The 15,437-nt window shown below is 59.7% G+C and carries 16 protein-coding genes; 8 read left to right on the plus strand and 8 right to left on the minus strand.

The window, feature by feature from the left end; translation table 11 throughout:
• The first annotated feature begins 51 nt into the window (after positions 1-51).
• Both BN1139_RS00905 and BN1139_RS00910 read left to right on the plus strand, forming a co-directional pair.
• The gene (locus BN1139_RS00905; protein ID WP_005302803.1) at positions 52-261 is read left to right on the plus strand and encodes a cold-shock protein; all 210 of its coding nucleotides are present in this window, start codon (positions 52-54) and stop codon (positions 259-261) included.
• Positions 262-351: 90 nt separating this feature from the next.
• Positions 352-657 carry a hypothetical protein gene (locus BN1139_RS00910; RefSeq protein ID WP_005350614.1) on the plus strand — a complete coding sequence of 102 codons (306 nt, stop codon included), beginning with the start codon at positions 352-354 and terminating at the stop codon, positions 655-657.
• Here BN1139_RS00910 and BN1139_RS00915 read toward each other — a convergent pair.
• Entirely contained in the window at positions 644-892 is a 249-nt protein-coding gene (locus tag BN1139_RS00915) for a TIGR02647 family protein (protein WP_005334209.1), read from the minus strand. The genes BN1139_RS00910 and BN1139_RS00915 overlap by 14 nt on opposite strands.
• Before the next feature lie 245 nt (positions 893-1,137).
• On the opposite strand from BN1139_RS00915, the gene BN1139_RS00920 reads away from it, so the two are divergent.
• Both BN1139_RS00920 and BN1139_RS00925 read left to right on the plus strand, forming a co-directional pair.
• Positions 1,138-1,686: a hypothetical protein gene (locus BN1139_RS00920; RefSeq protein WP_005350617.1), complete on the plus strand. Its 549-nt coding sequence runs from the start codon at positions 1,138-1,140 to the stop codon at positions 1,684-1,686.
• A gap of 159 nt (positions 1,687-1,845) precedes the next feature.
• Positions 1,846-2,238 (plus strand): DUF2750 domain-containing protein, encoded by a 393-nt coding sequence (locus BN1139_RS00925; protein WP_005334204.1) that lies wholly within the window; start codon positions 1,846-1,848, stop codon positions 2,236-2,238.
• A 94-nt stretch (positions 2,239-2,332) separates the two neighbouring features.
• On the opposite strand, the gene BN1139_RS00930 is transcribed toward BN1139_RS00925, so the two are convergent.
• From BN1139_RS00930 to BN1139_RS00950, 5 genes are all read right to left on the minus strand, one after another.
• On the minus strand, positions 2,333-4,183 hold the full coding sequence (locus tag BN1139_RS00930) for an extracellular solute-binding protein (RefSeq protein ID WP_005350621.1): 1,851 nt from the start codon (positions 4,181-4,183) through the stop codon (positions 2,333-2,335).
• A gap of 129 nt (positions 4,184-4,312) precedes the next feature.
• Entirely contained in the window at positions 4,313-5,206 is an 894-nt protein-coding gene (locus tag BN1139_RS00935) for an EamA family transporter (protein WP_005350625.1), read from the minus strand.
• 161 nt (positions 5,207-5,367) lie between these two features.
• Entirely contained in the window at positions 5,368-6,114 is a 747-nt protein-coding gene (locus BN1139_RS00940; protein ID WP_005350628.1) for a DeoR/GlpR family DNA-binding transcription regulator, read from the minus strand.
• Between the two features lie 94 nt (positions 6,115-6,208).
• On the minus strand, positions 6,209-8,644 hold the full coding sequence (locus tag BN1139_RS00945) for a formate C-acetyltransferase/glycerol dehydratase family glycyl radical enzyme (RefSeq protein ID WP_005350631.1): 2,436 nt from the start codon (positions 8,642-8,644) through the stop codon (positions 6,209-6,211).
• Between the two features lie 4 nt (positions 8,645-8,648).
• The gene (locus tag BN1139_RS00950) at positions 8,649-9,545 is read right to left on the minus strand and encodes a glycyl-radical enzyme activating protein (RefSeq protein WP_005350632.1); all 897 of its coding nucleotides are present in this window, start codon (positions 9,543-9,545) and stop codon (positions 8,649-8,651) included.
• Between the two features lie 128 nt (positions 9,546-9,673).
• Between BN1139_RS00950 and fsa the strand changes: the two genes are divergently transcribed.
• On the plus strand, positions 9,674-10,327 hold the full coding sequence (gene fsa / locus BN1139_RS00955; RefSeq protein ID WP_005350633.1) for a fructose-6-phosphate aldolase: 654 nt from the start codon (positions 9,674-9,676) through the stop codon (positions 10,325-10,327).
• Positions 10,328-10,458: 131 nt separating this feature from the next.
• Entirely contained in the window at positions 10,459-10,638 is a 180-nt protein-coding gene (locus BN1139_RS00960) for a hypothetical protein (RefSeq protein ID WP_005350635.1), read from the plus strand.
• 18 nt (positions 10,639-10,656) lie between these two features.
• Here the strand turns inward: BN1139_RS00960 and BN1139_RS00965 are convergent, their stop codons facing one another.
• Positions 10,657-11,856 (minus strand): HD-GYP domain-containing protein, encoded by a 1,200-nt coding sequence (locus BN1139_RS00965; protein ID WP_005350638.1) that lies wholly within the window; start codon positions 11,854-11,856, stop codon positions 10,657-10,659.
• Between the two features lie 168 nt (positions 11,857-12,024).
• On the opposite strand from BN1139_RS00965, the gene rsuA reads away from it, so the two are divergent.
• Positions 12,025-12,717 carry a 16S rRNA pseudouridine(516) synthase RsuA gene (gene rsuA / locus BN1139_RS00970; protein WP_005350640.1) on the plus strand — a complete coding sequence of 231 codons (693 nt, stop codon included), beginning with the start codon at positions 12,025-12,027 and terminating at the stop codon, positions 12,715-12,717.
• 19 nt (positions 12,718-12,736) lie between these two features.
• On the opposite strand, the gene BN1139_RS00975 is transcribed toward rsuA, so the two are convergent.
• Positions 12,737-13,636, minus strand: a complete 900-nt coding sequence (locus BN1139_RS00975) for a DMT family transporter (RefSeq protein WP_005350643.1) — start codon at positions 13,634-13,636, stop codon at positions 12,737-12,739.
• Positions 13,637-13,792: 156 nt separating this feature from the next.
• Between BN1139_RS00975 and BN1139_RS00980 the strand changes: the two genes are divergently transcribed.
• Entirely contained in the window at positions 13,793-15,430 is a 1,638-nt protein-coding gene (locus tag BN1139_RS00980; RefSeq protein ID WP_005350645.1) for a peptide ABC transporter substrate-binding protein, read from the plus strand.
• Positions 15,431-15,437: the final 7 nt, after the last annotated feature.

Below are 15,437 nucleotides of genomic sequence, written 5' to 3' on the forward strand. Positions count from 1 at the left end.
TTTACCCGCTGAAAAGCATAAGTAATTATTTTGAATACAGGTTTAAAAGATATGTCTAACATGATCACCGGTACCGTTAAGTTTTTCAACGAAACCAAAGGTTTTGGCTTCATCCAGCAAGAAAACGGCCCGGACGTTTTCGTTCACTTCAGCGCCATTCAAGGTAACGGTTTCCGTACCCTGGCTGAAGGTCAGCGCGTACAGTTCTCTGTGACCCAAGGTCAGAAAGGCCCGCAGGCTGAGAACGTAACCGCTCTGTAATTCTTACAGAATTTAAGAAAGCCGTGGTCCCTCTGGTGCCACGGCTTTTTGTTTATCTGGCTTCTGCTACTGACTCCCATGTGCTGAATCATGCTGCTATCGCTCCTGCTTGCTGCCACCTTGACTCCGACGTCCGATGCGCCGGTACCGGTTCAATCCGCGATGGAAGCGCAGGTGATCTGCCAGCAATTTGTCCAGGTCCGGATGGGCACTGCACAGCAACCCGATGAGGTGAATGCGCGACTGGTGCCTGAAAGGGAGGGGGAGTGGCTGGTGGATGGCAAAGTAAAAGGACCCGAAGGTCCTTTGCTGTTTGCCTGTCATCTTCACCAAGGGGAGCGCTGGGAGCTACTCAACTTTTCACTCTGGGCACCACAGCCGCTCAAAGCGGTTTGAGTGCGACCAGCAGATGTTGCAGGTGTTCAACCATGGTCATGCCAAACGGGGTGAGATAGCCGCCATCTTCTGCGCTGATGAGCCCCTGTTGATGCAGACGGGCTGCCGCCTGGCACAACTCTTCAGACATATCGCTGCGTAATTTAATCCCCAGGCTCATGTTGGCCGGATCAAAGCATGCCAGTATTTTCAAATCGTTCACGAATTCGTTAGAAACCTGGTCGATCCCAATCATGGATTTACTCCTTACGCTAAAGATGTATCCAAACTAGCATCCCCGGATCCACTTTAGTGGGCGCTGGCTCAAATTATTGATCTTTGGCTGGATGCTGCGTTTCAAATGCTGTTTTTTTCGGCGTAATCAGATGGTTGGCTGACAGCTTCGCCAAGGGCCGAGCCGGACCAAACGTGGTAGGATAGGGCACTTCTTTATATCGGACGGTCTATTGGTGGCTGTTCGCCCTGTTCAAGGTATCGCTCATGGTCAAGATCACTCTGGTATCCCTGCTGCATTCACTTTGTACCCGCTTTCCGGTTTACCCCGCTGCTTCGTTGACGTCCCTGCTGGATGCCCATCAGGGCGAGGTGTGGTTGCCTGCACGCAAGGGGGCCGACATTGCGCTGTTACGCAAGCATGCCAAGGAGGCTCATGAGCTGGCGTCACTCGATGCGGGCTGGTGTGATTTTGCCGCCAGCGACAGCGGTGATACACCCAAGCTGGATGCACTGGCCAACTACGACAGCGAGATGATGGATAACCTGCTGATGTACTGGCACACCGCCGCCAAGATCAACAGCCCGATCACCGATAACCTGTTCGAGCTGCGTCGCGAAGTGGTGGATGAGGCCCACGGGGCCAAACTTGCAGCTGCCTGGGAGCAGCAACAACAGCTGCGTTTTGAGCAGCTGATGGCGATGGCGGCCAATGGCCGGGATCTGCTCTGCTTTGTCGAAGTGGAGTCCGCCTACTGGCTGCGGCAAAAGCTGAGCGAGCAGCCTGATGTGGAGCTGATCACCCCTGCGTTGTAAAAGGGGCAATATGATAGCTGGCGGTCTCGTTATCGAGGAGGCTGCTCTATCCTTATTTGCGTCATTGTCCTCCCCATCCGGTGCCAAGGGGCTGCAAGCTGGACAAGCTGACGACAAGATGTGAACATGGCGCCCTTTATCGAGAGAGAGACTTGGCCAATGAGCTATGAATTGAGCGACACCGAGCGCAATGCCGCGCTGCAACTGAACGCTGACTACCGTTACGATCACTTCATCAGCAAGCTGGTCGAGCATGAAGAGCTGTTCGTCCTGACTGACGAGCATGGCGTCATGATGCTGACCACCGACGATGAGGATTGCATCCCGGTATGGCCGCACCCGGAGTACGCCAAGGCGTGGGCTGAAGGCGAGTGGGCCGATTGCAAGCCGCAGTCCATCACCCTCAAGGTGTGGCTGGAGCGCTGGGTTGACGGTATGGAGCAGGACGAGCTGTGTGTTGCCGTGTTCCCGACTCCGGATCAGGAAGGCATCGTACTGGAGCCGGCTGACGTGGCTGACGCCATTGCCGAGAAGCAGGCCAAACGCGGCTGATCACTGCTCGATTCGCAACACCGGTTGCCAACAAAGACCCCGCCATCTGGCGGGGTCTTTGTTTTAGGTCTGTTTGCCAAATGAGTTGTCGCTATCAGGGCTGGCGATAGGTGGTGTCGATGATGGGCTCGGCCGGGAAGGTTTTGCCGCTCTTGATGGCTGCCCTGGTCTCGGTTTTTAGCTCTTCATCGATCCACAGCAGACCGCCATAGCTGTAACCGCTGTTGTCGCCACCAAGGGGCCAGTAGAGCTGCTCGCTCTTGGGGGTTGCTGGTACTTTTGGCAGTTTGATCCAGCGCCATGCCCCTTCCCGGGTATAGGGCACCTGATAGGCAGGGACGAAGCTCGCCAGCTCATAGAGCCGCTGCTGGATCTGCCGTGACAGGGCCGCCTTTTTGGCAAAGTCGAACTCCTTGTCATACTGCTCCACCAGCGCTGTGATGGCGTCGTCATCGATGTTCATGATGTTGTTGGTCTGGGGTTTGTTGGCGTTGACCTTGTGGAAGAACTCCCAATAGGCGGGATAGCGGCTACCCGCCCAGGCCATCCAGGCGCTCTGGTGCTTTTTCTCCAGCATCGATTTGAAACCGGCCGAGGCATCCATCAGGTTTAGCTCCAGATTAAGCCCCGCCTTCTTGGCCTCTTCCCGCAACAGCGTGAGCCGCTGGGCGTGCTCTGCGGTGGTGTAGGTGATAGCGAGCGTCAGTGACTGCCCCTTGTCGTTTTGCAAAATCCCCTGTGGCCCCACTTTGTTAAAGCCTGCCTTGGCAAAGTATTCCCGTGCTAGTTTGGGATCGAACGGACGGGCCTTGATCTCGCTGTTGGTAAACTCACCCTGACCTGAGCCATAACTGTTGAGTCGCTGGTAATCCCCCCGCAGCAGGGTGGTGAGCATCTTGTCGAGGTTGAGGGCATGCTGGATCCCGAGCCGCACATCGAGATTATTCAGCTGCGGATCGGCGGTGTTGAGATAGAGCCCCATCGGCGATTGCGGAGTCTGGTTGTAGAACCAGGTGCGCGCGATATACCCCTTCTCGAACTCGGCGGTTTTGGTCTTGTCGTGCCACCAGTTAGGCATCACCAGCGGGAAGGTGTCGAGATCGCCGCGCAGGAAGTGCTGCCAGGCGATGTTCAGATCCCTGAGCACCTTGATCTCGATCCGCGCAGGATTGAAGCGATGCTGGAAGTAGCGCTCGTCATCCCCCCACCAGTTTTCAATCCGCTTGAAGGTGACCGATTTACCCTTTTTCACCTGATCGATCTGATAGGGGCCGGTGACCGGCAACACCTTCCAGTTGTACTCCTTAACCCAGTTGGCAGTGAGCTTGATGGCGTGGCTCGGCTCCGGGCTGATGGGCAGTGACTCGAGCAGATCCTGGCGGCTCTTTTCGGTGCCGCTGGTGATGGCCAGAGTGTGATCATCAAACTTGGTTATGTCTGCTATCTGGGTGCTGTAGTAGTTGTTGTACCAGGGGTCGTTGATCTCTTTGCTGCGCATCATCTTGAGGGTAAAGAGCCAGTCATCGGCGGTGACCGGTTGGCCGTCTGACCAGCGTGCTTTGGGATTGATGCGAAAATAGAGGGTCTTGTTGTCGGCGCCGAAGGCCCACTCGTTTGCCAGCATCGGCATTGGGTTGCCGGTAACGGGATGAGTGCTCAGCAGTGGCAGGTTGGTTTCCCGCACGTAACCGGCAAAGGCGCCGTTGGAGTCGGGGCCATATTTGCGCAGGGTCAGGGGGAAGCTGGTCATAAAGGTGCGAAAGGTGCCGCCGCGCTTGGCGGCCGGATCGGCATAGAGAGGATCCTGGTTGTTGCTCTCCCACTTCAAGTCTGCGGGCAGCGTGGCACTCCAGCCAAAGGGGCTACAGCACAGGGTCAGGGTGATGGCGGTGGCGCGAATGATAGGGGAGAGTCGGCGCACCCCGGCTGTGATGGTCGATGGCATGTCCTTGCTCTCCTGAAGTCTGCTTCCTGCAGATCACACACTGGTGATGTCAGTCCCGATGGGGACTGGCTCATCATGAAAATTTTATCCTGTCAGGTCAATGAAATAGCGCAAATTGGCAGGCGCTCATCATGTCGCGCTCTGTGGTTTGAACCCGCACAGTCGGCTACCTAGCAGATGCACTACAAAGCCGAGCAGCACCAGAGCTGAGCCCAGCCACTGCAAGGCGGTCGGATGTTCATCGAGCAGCAGGGCGGCCGCCACCATACCAACACAGGGGATCAGCAGGGAGAGCGGCGCCACCTGCGCCACCGGATAGCGCATCAGCAGTCGTCCCCACAGGCCGTAGCCGAGCCAGGTCGCGACATACGAGAGATAGAGCACGCACAGCAATCCCTGCCAGCTGAAGTTGAGCAGGCTGCTGGCCATCAGCTCCGGCCCTTCGAACTGCCAGGATAGGGCGAAAAACGGCACTATCGGTACCAGACCGCCCCAGGCGATCAGGCTCGGCAGCGTGGTCTGGTAGCGCAGACCAATCTGGCGATTGATGACGTTGCCAAGGCCCCAACAGGCTGCGGCGCACAGCGTCAGGATAAACCCGAGCAAGGTGAGGTTGCCTTCACCGTGAGTGGCGATGAGATAGAGGCCGCCCCCCGCCAAGGGCAGCGCCACCCAGTGGTGGGGTTGCCAGCGCTCCCCGAGCCAGATCATCGCAAACAGCAGGGTGAACACCACCTGGGATTGCAGTACCAGCGAGGCCATGCCCGCCGGCATGCCGAAATTCATGGCGCAGAACAGGAAGGCAAACTGGCCGAGGCTGATGGCGCCGCCATAGGCCAGCAGCCAGCGCCAGGGCATGGCGGGCTTGGGCACCAGCAAGATGGCGGGAAAGACCACACCGATAAAGCGCAGTGCCCCCAGCAGCAGGGGGGGAATCCCCTCCAGCCCGCACTTGATTGCGACGAAGTTGAGCCCCCAGCAGAGGATGACCAGAGCGGCCAGACACTTATCCTTGGTTTGCATGGTTGAAATCCTTGTCATCAGCAGTGCGGCGAGTGGGGGGGGACACCGCTCGGCGCGATCGGCAAGGGGGAGAGCATAGCCTTGTGCAGGTGGTGAGTGTCAAGGAGAAAGACCCGTTTGGATTTTTTTGTGGCGGGTCCTGATGGCAAGATCACGGCAGATCAGGCCGCGACGCAGTGCAGGGTGATCCCCTTGGCCGCGATGGCGGCCCGCATGGGGGCGGGCAGGGCATCGTCGGTAACCAGCACGTTGATCTGACCCGGCGCGCCGAGCTGGCTCGGGTGGATGGCGCCAAATTTGCTGCTGTCGGTGATCACCACATTGGTCATCCCCTTGGCCAGCACGCTGTTGACCACGTCGGCCCGCATCATATCGCGGCCGGTGAAACCCATCTCGGGATGAAAACCGTCGACCCCGATAAAGGCCTTGGAGAAGTGCACCTGCTCGATGCAGAGGCGAGTGAGCGGCCCCACCACGCTCTCGCTCTGATGCTGGAACAGCCCGCCGAGCAGCACGACCTGAGCCGGGGTATCTTTGAGCAGATGGGCGATGTAGCTGCTGATGGTGATGATGGTGACCCGTTTGTGCAGGGCCAGATGGCGCGCCAGCATGGCGTTGGCACTGCCCCCTTCGATAAAGACCGTTTCGCCATCTTCCACCAGCTGGGCGGCCCGCTCGGCGAGGCGCTCCTTGAGCAGGTAATTGATGTTCATCCGGGCATCCGGGTCATCGGTCTCCAGCGCCATGGCCGAGCCGTGTACCCGTCTGAGCAGTCCCTGTTTCTCCAGCGCGGTGAGGTCGTTGCGCACCGTCACCTCAGACACGCCTGTGTGTCGGGAGAGTTCACTCACGCTCATCTTGCGAGCCTGATGGACCAGAGTGAGGATCAGTTGGTGGCGTGGATTCATGGTGCGCTCACATGCAAGGTGTTGGATAGCGGCAAGCCACCCGTGGGATGGCTTGCCAATCATATGACGTCCCTGGCGCCATGGGTGCGCCCCGTCAGAGACTGTGCTCGGTGCGGGCGATGATATCATCTTGCGCATCCGGGGATAAGGCGGTGAAGAAGGCTGAATAGCCCGCCACCCGTACCACCAGATCCCGGTACTGATCGGGATGGGCCTTGGCTGCCAGCAGGGTCTCCCGCGAGACGATGTTGTACTGCACATGCCACCCCTTGTGCACTTCGAAGAAGGTGCGCAGCAGGCTCATCAGCTTGGCTTTGTCCCGCTCGTTCTCAAGGCTCGCCGGACTCAGCTTCTGGTTGAGCAGTACGCCGCCGAGGATGGCCGCCGTGGGCAGCTTGCCGATGGAGTTGAACACCGCCGTCGGGCCGAGACGATCCGAACCCGACGAGGGGCTGGCCCCTTCCGCCAGCGGCGTGCGGGCACGGCGACCATCCGGGGTGGCCATGGTGGCGGCACCGAAGGGTACGTTGGCGGAGATGGAGGAGGTGCCCGCATAGTAGGTACCGCCGATAGGGCCACGGCCGAAGCGGGTGTTGTGCAGCTCCTTGAGCTCGTCGATGTAGCTCTGGTAGGCCTGCACCAGCAGCAGGTCAACCTCGTCCAGATCGTTGCCATATTTGGGGGCGGCGTTGGTGAGGCGCTGGCGCAACTGCTCCCCTGCCAGCCCGGCAAAATCTTGTTCGAGTGCTTCGGCCAGCTCTTGCTGCTCCACAATCCCCTGCTCGAACACCAGTTTCTTCAGGGCTGCCAGGCTGTTACCGAGGTTGGCGATCCCCACCTGCAGACCGGAGACCCAGTCATAGACGGCGCCCCCCTGCTTGATGGTTTTGCCACGCTCGATGCAGTCATCCACCAGGGTGCTGCAGAGGATGTCGTGGGCCTGCGCCTCCAGCACGCTGTCGACCACGCAGTCGATCTCGATGGATTTGCGGGTGAAGTAGCGCACCTGCTCGTCCCAGCGGGCCATCACCTCGTCAAAGTTGCCAAAGCTCCCGTCTCGCAGCGACTGGGGCTGGGGCAGGAATACCTTGCCTGTGGTGGCATCGCGGCCACCATCAAGGGAGGCCAGCAGGATGCGGGCGAAGTTGATAAAGCTCATGCCGGTGCAGCGGTAGCCCCATTTGCCTGGCACGGCGGTCTCGATGCAGCCGATGGCGGCGTAGTGGTGGGCATCCTCCACGCTCACCCCGAGCTTGATGAACTCGGGGATCACCACCTCGTCGTTGTTGAAGGCGGGCATGCCGAAGCCGCAGCGGATCACCTGAATGCAGGCGTCGAGGAAATCCTCGCTCATCCCGGCATGATAGCGCACAGAGAGGTTGGGCTGGGTGGATCGGAGCTGGCCGCAGGACTCCAGAATCGCGTAGGAGAGGCCGTTGACCGCGTCATGGGCTGCACCATCCCGCCAGTTCTGGCCGCCGATGGTGACGTTCTGATAGAGCGGGCTGCCGGCGGAGGCCTTGGAGTGGGTGCCGGAGCGGATCTTGTTCACCTCCAGCAACTTGAGCCAGCACCCTTGCAGCAGTTCGATGGCGCGGGGGCGTGACAGGGATTCCGACAGTTCCACTTCACGGCGATACCAGGGGTAGAGGTACTGATCCATCCGGCCAAACGACACCGAGTGGCCGTTGGATTCGATCTGCAGGATGAGCTGGATAAAGTAGCAGAGCTGCAGCGCCTGCCAGAAGGTCTCGGGTGGCTGGTGGGCGATGTGGGCGCAGTTGAGTGCGATGGTCTCAAGTTCGCTTCGGCGCGGCTCTTGCGCGGTCATGTCGCGGGCCATATTGCTGGCGAGAGTGGCGTAGCGCCCGATGTGATCGCTGACCGCCTCCAGGGTGATGGCGACGGCGTGTAGGAACTGCTCACGTTGCAGATCGGCCCAATCCGCCAGATCCAGCCAACTGCGCCGCTCGGCCACCTTGGCCTTGAAGCCATCGAGACCCAGCGTGAGCAACTCCTCATAGTTGACCGCGAGGTGGGCATCCCCCGAGGTCATGTTGCCCTCGGCCTTGATGATGCCGCTCTCCAGCAGCGCTTTCTGTTCGTCGGTAAAGAGGCCGAAGCAGCGATCCTGCACCGTCTGGCCGCGCCAGAAGGGGGTGAGGGCGTGGATGATTTCCTTGTCGGTTTCGCTGACCGCAAAACCGGCGCCGGGACGGTCGGCCAGCTCGTCGATCTCCTTCTCAATCCAGCTCACTGTGTATTCCGGAAACAGCGGCGCCGCCCGTACCTGACTGGCCTGATTGCCGACGATAAGCTCGTCGTGCTTGATCCAGATGGTGCGCTGCTTGAGGTGATGAGCCAGCGCCAGCGCGCGGCGCACCGGCAGTGGCCGGGCGAGATGAGCCTGATAGGCCTCGGTGTAGTGGCGGGCCCGCTCGGTGCAGACCGGTGGCTGAACGATGTGGATCAGGCTCTCTTTGTGGGCGCGGATCCGCGGGCTGAGGGTATTGAGGTCGAGCTGGGTCATGATCTTATCCTCTGGTCACAGGGGTCAGCCCCTGACGTTGGGCGTATGCGTGGGCAAAGCGGAGTAAATCGGGGTCGTCGAGCGGCGCGTCCGGCGCCTGATAGGGCAGATCCAGCAGGGCATATTTGCCCATCCCCAGCGTGTGGTAGGGGAGGAAGTGGATCTCCTGCACCGTGCCGAGGCTGGCGGCGGTGTCAGTGATGGCTTCGATCGATGCGTGGTCGGCATTGAAGCCGGGAATGAGTGGCACCCGGATCTGCATCGGCACGCCGCGCTCGGCGAGGCGCTTGAGGTTCGCGATGGGCAGCTCCACCTTGCCGCGGGTCCAGTGGAAGAAACGTTCTTTATCCACATGTTTGAGATCCGCCAGCACCAGATCAAGCGAAGGGAGGCTTGGCTCAATCTGGTGCCAGGGCACATGGAGGCAGCTCTCGACCGCCGTGTGCAGCCCTTCTGCCTTGCAGCGGGCTAGCAGGGCAGCGGCAAAGTCGGGCTGCATAAAAGGCTCGCCACCGGAGAGGGTGACGCCACCGCCGCTGCGTTCGAAGAAGGGACGATCCCGCAAGATGGTGTCCATCAGGGTGTCCAGGGTTTCATCCCGGCCGCACACCTGCAGCGCTTCGCTGGGGCAGAGGCCGCGCAGCCGTTCCATATCGTCGGCCTTGAGGGCAGAACGGTTGAGCTGGATGCCCTCGCTGTCACGCAAGATTGCCGGACAAGCCTGGCTGCAGAGCTGGCATCCCTCGATGCACTGGCGCCGGTCGAGTAGTATGTCCTGCTTGGGAGAGCGGCTTTCCGGGTTTTGACACCACAGACAGGCCAGCGAGCACCCCTTGAGAAACACCAGGGTGCGAATGCCGGGGCCGTCGTGAGTTGAATATCGTTGCAGGTCGAAAATCATACCGCCTCCTTTTGTATGTGCATTCTATTTGCTTTCATTCGAAAGTTGATTTGATTTCGATCAAGCTATTTGCAGATGTTTTATCGCTAGAATGGCGACATATTGAACATCCCGTTAAGGAGTTAGAGATGGAGCTGTATCTCGATACCGCCGATGTGGCGGCAGTGCGTCGCTGGTCACGGATCCTGCCGTTGGCCGGTGTCACCACCAATCCTTCCATTACTGCCGCCGGGGGATTGCCGCTCTGTGAGCTGCTGCCCGCCCTGCGCGACGTGCTGGGCCCCAAGGCGCGCCTGTTTGCCCAAGTGATGGCCAAAACCGAAACTGAGATGGTGCGCGAGGCTTTTGCCCTGCGTGAACTGGACCCGGATCTGGTGATCAAGATCCCGGTATGCGTAGAGGGGCTGGCGGCCATCAAGAGCCTGACCGCCAACGGTGTGCCGACTTTGGGAACCGCTGTCTATACCCCGCTGCAGGGTTGGCTGGCGGCGGTGGCGGGGGCAGAATATGTCGCGCCCTACGTTAACCGGCTGGATGCCCAGGGTGGCGATGGCATTGCCACCGTGCAGGAGCTGCAACAGCTGCTTGCGCTGCACGCACCGAACAGCAAGGTGCTGGCGGCGTCATTCCGTACCCCGCGCCAGGCGCTCGACTGCCTGCTGGCTGGTTGCCAATCGATCACCTTGCCGCTCGATGTGGCGGAGCAGTTGCTGAACGTACCGGCAGTGGATGCGGCATTGGAGAAGTTTGATCAGGATTGGCTGCGCGCTTTCGGTCGCTGATCCCGGTGACAAGCTGATTGCAGTGATTGAGGGGGGAGGGTGAAGAAGCGCGGGTGATGGGGATTGACCGACTAGACTGGAAAGAGGTGGCTATATTCGCTGGCCGCCTTGCAGTCTACCGGAGGTATCCCATGAGCGACCATCTGCTGCTCCCCCATGGTGAAGATTTGCGTCGTGCGGTGCTTTGGCTCAGCGAGCATCATCAGCACGATATCGCCGCCATTGAAGAGGCCAGCCTGCGTTTTGATCTCTCGCCGCTGGATGAGGAGTTTCTGATCCGGCACTGGCTCGACAGGCAGCGCCAATCATGAATATCTGAGGTGAGAGATTTAGAAGAAGTTGGCGAGGTTGATGCCAAACTCTTTGGGGTCGACCGTGTTTTCGATGCTCTCCTGCACCCCTGACTTGGCCAGATCCAGCCACTGTACATCGAGGTAGTGACGCTGGGTGGCGTGATAGATCACCTTGACCACCGGCTTGAGCGGCTGCTGCTCGTTGCGCTGCATCACGATAGCCAGGCGCTGGTTTGAGAGCTGTACCAGAGTGCCCACCGGATAGACCCCCATGCACTTGATGAACTTGGTAACCAGTTCGGCATCAAAGTGCTGATTGATCCCCTTGAGCAGAATGCGGAAGGCCTGGGTCGGCTGCATACCTGCTTTGTAGACCCGATCCGCGGTGATGGCATCATAGACATCGACGATGCCGCTCATCCGGGTATAGAGGGAGAGCTGCTCCCCCTTGAGTCGCTGCGGGTAGCCGGAGCCATCGAGCCGCTCGTGGTGGTTGGCGGCCACCTCCAGCATGGTGGGGGTGATGCCAGGGGTATTGCTGAGGATCTCGTAACTGTGCACCACATGCTGACGCATGATGGCGAACTCCTCATCGGTCAGCTTGCCCGGTTTGTGGAGCACCTCGTCCGGGGTCATGATCTTGCCCACGTCGTGCAGCAGGCCACCCAGGGTCAGCTCCTTGAGTACGCTGCGTTCCAGTCCCAGATAGCGGCCGAAGTTGGCCAGCAGAATGGCCACGTTCATGGAGTGCTCCATCAGGTAGGCATCCTTGGCGCGAATACGGGCCAGACAGAGCATGGCATCGCCGTGGGTGAACATGGTGTCCACCATCTCTTCGGCGACTTCGGCCAGCGGGGTGATGTCGATGGGTTCACCCGCTTTGAGGTGGCGAATGAACTTGCCTTGCAGCTCGCGCGCTTCCTGATAGAGGCGGCGGATTTTAAGCTCTCGTCCTTCGCCGTTGGCACTGGCCCGGCGCCCTACCTGGGCGCTGTTGGCATTGAGGTCGGGGGAGGTAACGGCGTCACTTTCGGCACTGCCCAGCTTGCTGCGGGCCAGATCGATGCGTACCGTGAGCACCCCCTGACGCACCAGATTGGCAATTTGCGCCACGCTGGTCACCAAACCCATCTGGGCGATCTCCATCCCACCTGTCTGGCTGGCGATAGCAATGACATACATGCCGGGTTTCAGCTGGTTGACGGGAATGACGGGATAGGATGCTTGAGACTTCATGAGGGCTTCCTGACTCTTATTATTATGAGTATCGTTCGGATGGGTCACACCGGAGAAGTGTAACATCGGATGACCAGTTCGTCATAATTGGCAACCCCTTAACAGTGGCGTTGTCGCCCCCGCCCGATATAATGACGCCCCTTTACTTGTTGGACTCCGAGGTTGTGAATGCGGCTTGATAAATTTCTGTGCGATTGTTCCGATTTGACCCGCTCGCTGGCAGGCAAACTGATCCGTCAGGGCGAGGTCATGGTGGATGGCATTGTGGTCAAGCAGCCCGCCTTTCATATCAATGAGCAGAGCCAGATCGAGTTTGACGGCGTGCTGCTGACGCTGGAGCAGCGCAACCGCTATTTCATGCTGCACAAGCCGGAAGGTTACGTCTGCTCCAACGAGGATCCGGATCACCCGACCGTCTTCTTCCTGATGGATGAACCGGCGATGGGCAAGCTGCACGTAGTGGGTCGCCTCGACCTCGATACCACGGGTCTGGTGCTGGTGACCGACGACGGTCAATGGTCCCACCGCATCACCTCGCCGCGCCACGAGTGTGCCAAGACCTATCACGTCTGGCTGGCCGATCCGGTAAGCCCGGATGCGATCGCGCTGTTCGCCGAAGGGGTCTACCTGCGTAACGAGACCGATAAAACCCGTCCTGCCCAGCTGGAAATTCTCGGCGAGTGCGAGGCCCGCTTGACTATCCACGAAGGCAAGTACCATCAGGTCAAGCGGATGTTTGCCTCCATCGGCAACAAGGTCGTTGGCTTGCATCGCGAGCGGGTGGGCGGTTTGACGCTGGATGACGAGCTGGCACCAGGTGAATACCGCGAGCTGACCGCTGAGGAGATTGCCCTGTTCTGATCTGGGATGGTGCCGGGTGTCAGTGAGTGCTGAAACCCAGCACCAGCGCCGTGCCCAGGGTGGCAATCAGTGCACCCGCCCAGGCGGCAATGGATGGCCGCTCCCCCGAGTGCCACCACAACAGCGGCAGCAGCAGTACCGGCGTGGTGGAGGAGAGAATGGCTACCATGCCCACCTCGCCCTGCCGCAGCGCCATCAGGATCAGCGTCATCCCCAGCCCCATCGCCAGAAAGCCGTTGGTGGCAATCATGGCGAGGATATGGCGATTGACCGGTTTTAGCGGCATGGCCAGCGGCAAGCGCCCCAGCCGCAGGACGCAGTGGGCCAGCAGGGCACTGCCCATCCGGATACCCGATGCACTCACCGCATCCACCTCACCACTCATCATCACCGGCTTGGCGATGATGGCTCCCACGCTTTGACACAGTGCCGCCGTCAGGCCAAGGCCAATTCCCAGCGCCAGATTGCCACGGATCTGCTCCCACTCGTTGCTGCTACTGCGTCTGCCAAACAGGATCGCCAGCATCACGCCAGCAAAGACCAGCATGGCCCCCAGCAGTCGCCAGCCTGTCAGCTGTTCATTAAAGAGCCACAGCCCAAGCAGGGCGGAAAACAGCGCATGGCAGGAGAAGAGCAGGGCACTGCGTCTTGGCCCCAGCCGGTTCATGCAGGCAAACAGCGCCGTATCGCCCACGAAGATGCCGACTAGCCCCGAGATGGCGAGCAGGGGCAGGGCGCTTGCGGTGAGGGTTTGCCAGCCACCGGTGAGCAGACTCATGGTGCCGAGCATCAGGCTGACCAGAAACATGCGCCAGCGGCTGTAGGCAAATGCGCCGAGATGACGGGCCGGTTTGACCGAAATTAGCGCTGCAATTGCCCATAAACTGGCCGACGCGAGGGCCAGCCACTCATAACCCATAAAAACTCCTGAAAAAATTAACCCGAAAGACTCCATCTCCCGGGCAAGCCCGATACAATACGGGGCGTTTTCGGGGATAACAAGAGCGGTATCAGGCATTCATCAGGCGCGCCGTCGGCCTTCCCCTCCTGCAGTGGTTTTATTCGAGGTTTTGTCATGAGGTATGGTTTCTTCCCCAAGCTGGCGCAACGCTGGCTCTCCCCGCTATTGCTTGCCGTGCTGGCTGGGCCCCTGGCCCATGCCACCACCGTTGAGCAGCAGCCTCTGCTTGCCGATCGGCAAACCCTGGTCAAGGGCAACGGTGCCGAGCCGGAGTCGCTGGATCCGGCACTGGTGCGCTCAGGTTTCCCGGGGGAGGCGGTACTGGTCGATCTGTTTGAAGGGCTGGTCAGCGATGATGGGCAGGGGCATATCGTCCCCGCTCAGGCCCAGCGCTGGGAGGTGAGTGAAGATGGGCTGGAGTGGCGATTTTTCCTGCGCCCCCAACTGAAGTGGTCCAATGGCGAGCCGCTGGTGGCCGCTGATTTTGTCTATGCCTGGCGCCGTCTGCTCGATCCCGCCATCAACTCCCCTTCTGCCGGATTGCTGCTGGCCACGGGGATCAACAATGCGCAATCCATCTATGCCGGTGCGCTGGAGCTCGGCAATCTTGGCATTGAAGCGCAAAGCGATCAGATCCTGAAAATCACTCTGGAGCGGCCGGCTCCCTATTTCCTGCAACTCATCAGTCAGCGCCCCTTTGTGCCAGTCAACCAGAAGGCGATAGCCAAATTTGGCAAGCAGTGGACCGAACCCGGCAAGCTGGTGAGCAATGGTGCTTATCGGCTGGCAAGTTGGACGCCGAACGAGCAGATCGAAGCCGAGCGCAATATCCACTACTGGGATGACCTTCACACCCGTATCGGACGGGTCACCTACCTGCCGATCACCTCGCAACATGCCGAACGGCTGCGTTATGAGGCTGGTGAAATCCAGCTTACCAACAAGGTCTCCCTCGGCTATTACCAGAAGATGAAGCGCGAATCTCCGGAGCGGCTCTGGGGCTTGCCGCTGTTTGGCACCTATCTCTATGCGTTCAATCTGAAGCGCCCCGAACTGCAGGATGTGCGGGTGCGTCAGGCGCTCTCCATGGCGGTTGATCGACAGCAGCTCATTGGATCGGTGAGCGGGCAGGATGAACAGGCGGCATGGTCGCTGTTGCCGGAGATGCCGGGTTACCCCCAGGTGATATTGCCTGTGGCGCTTGAAGATATGCCAACCCGCCAGGCCAAAGCGGCAGCGTTGCTGTCAGCGGCCGGGTATAACAGTGCTAATCCACTCAAGCTGAGCATTACCTACAACAGCGCCGAAACCCACAAGCAGATGGCGATGGCCATTGCCGCCATGTGGCAGAAGCTGGGGGTACAGGTCACTCTCAACAGTCTGGAGTGGGGCGCCTATCAGGTGGCCAAGGATAGCGGTGATTTTCAGGTGGCCAGAAGCTTCCTGTTTGGCGATTACGTGGAGCCGTCTGCCATGCTGGGCAGCTTCCGTTGTCAGGATCTGCGCAACGAGAGCGGCTACTGCAATCCCGACTTTGATCTGCTGCTGGAGCAGGCGGCCAATACGCTGGACAGCGCGAGCCGGATTGAACTTTACCGGCATGCCGAACAGTTGCTGCTTGAGGAGGCGCCGATCCTCCCCGTGTATCATTACAATCAGATGAGACTGGTCGATCCCGCGCTGCGGGGGCTGCCCAGCCAGAATTTGAAAGGGACGATTGCCACCAAGGATCTCTACTTCAGCCCGCAGTGAGGAGCAT

This window comes from Aeromonas veronii bv. veronii (assembly GCF_000820225.1).
Classification (GTDB): Bacteria; Pseudomonadota; Gammaproteobacteria; order Enterobacterales; family Aeromonadaceae; genus Aeromonas; species Aeromonas veronii.

What these genes read in the sequence shown, in the direction of transcription:
- BN1139_RS00915 (WP_005334209.1), bottom strand. Translation starts at nt 892, where the DNA reads ATGATTGGGATCGACCAGGTTTCTAACGAATTCGTGAACGATTTGAAA.
- BN1139_RS00930 (WP_005350621.1), bottom strand. Translation starts at nt 4,183, where the DNA reads ATGCCATCGACCATCACAGCCGGGGTGCGCCGACTCTCCCCTATCATT.
- BN1139_RS00945 (WP_005350631.1), bottom strand. Translation starts at nt 8,644, where the DNA reads ATGACCCAGCTCGACCTCAATACCCTCAGCCCGCGGATCCGCGCCCAC.
- BN1139_RS00950 (WP_005350632.1), bottom strand. Translation starts at nt 9,545, where the DNA reads ATGATTTTCGACCTGCAACGATATTCAACTCACGACGGCCCCGGCATT.
- BN1139_RS00960 (WP_005350635.1), top strand. Translation starts at nt 10,459, where the DNA reads ATGAGCGACCATCTGCTGCTCCCCCATGGTGAAGATTTGCGTCGTGCG.
- BN1139_RS00920 (WP_005350617.1), top strand. Translation starts at nt 1,138, where the DNA reads ATGGTCAAGATCACTCTGGTATCCCTGCTGCATTCACTTTGTACCCGC.
- BN1139_RS00925 (WP_005334204.1), top strand. Translation starts at nt 1,846, where the DNA reads ATGAGCTATGAATTGAGCGACACCGAGCGCAATGCCGCGCTGCAACTG.
- rsuA (WP_005350640.1), top strand. Translation starts at nt 12,025, where the DNA reads ATGCGGCTTGATAAATTTCTGTGCGATTGTTCCGATTTGACCCGCTCG.
- BN1139_RS00975 (WP_005350643.1), bottom strand. Translation starts at nt 13,636, where the DNA reads ATGGGTTATGAGTGGCTGGCCCTCGCGTCGGCCAGTTTATGGGCAATT.
- BN1139_RS00940 (WP_005350628.1), bottom strand. Translation starts at nt 6,114, where the DNA reads ATGAATCCACGCCACCAACTGATCCTCACTCTGGTCCATCAGGCTCGC.
- BN1139_RS00980 (WP_005350645.1), top strand. Translation starts at nt 13,793, where the DNA reads ATGAGGTATGGTTTCTTCCCCAAGCTGGCGCAACGCTGGCTCTCCCCG.
- BN1139_RS00910 (WP_005350614.1), top strand. Translation starts at nt 352, where the DNA reads ATGCTGCTATCGCTCCTGCTTGCTGCCACCTTGACTCCGACGTCCGAT.
- fsa (WP_005350633.1), top strand. Translation starts at nt 9,674, where the DNA reads ATGGAGCTGTATCTCGATACCGCCGATGTGGCGGCAGTGCGTCGCTGG.
- BN1139_RS00905 (WP_005302803.1), top strand. Translation starts at nt 52, where the DNA reads ATGTCTAACATGATCACCGGTACCGTTAAGTTTTTCAACGAAACCAAA.
- BN1139_RS00965 (WP_005350638.1), bottom strand. Translation starts at nt 11,856, where the DNA reads ATGAAGTCTCAAGCATCCTATCCCGTCATTCCCGTCAACCAGCTGAAA.
- BN1139_RS00935 (WP_005350625.1), bottom strand. Translation starts at nt 5,206, where the DNA reads ATGCAAACCAAGGATAAGTGTCTGGCCGCTCTGGTCATCCTCTGCTGG.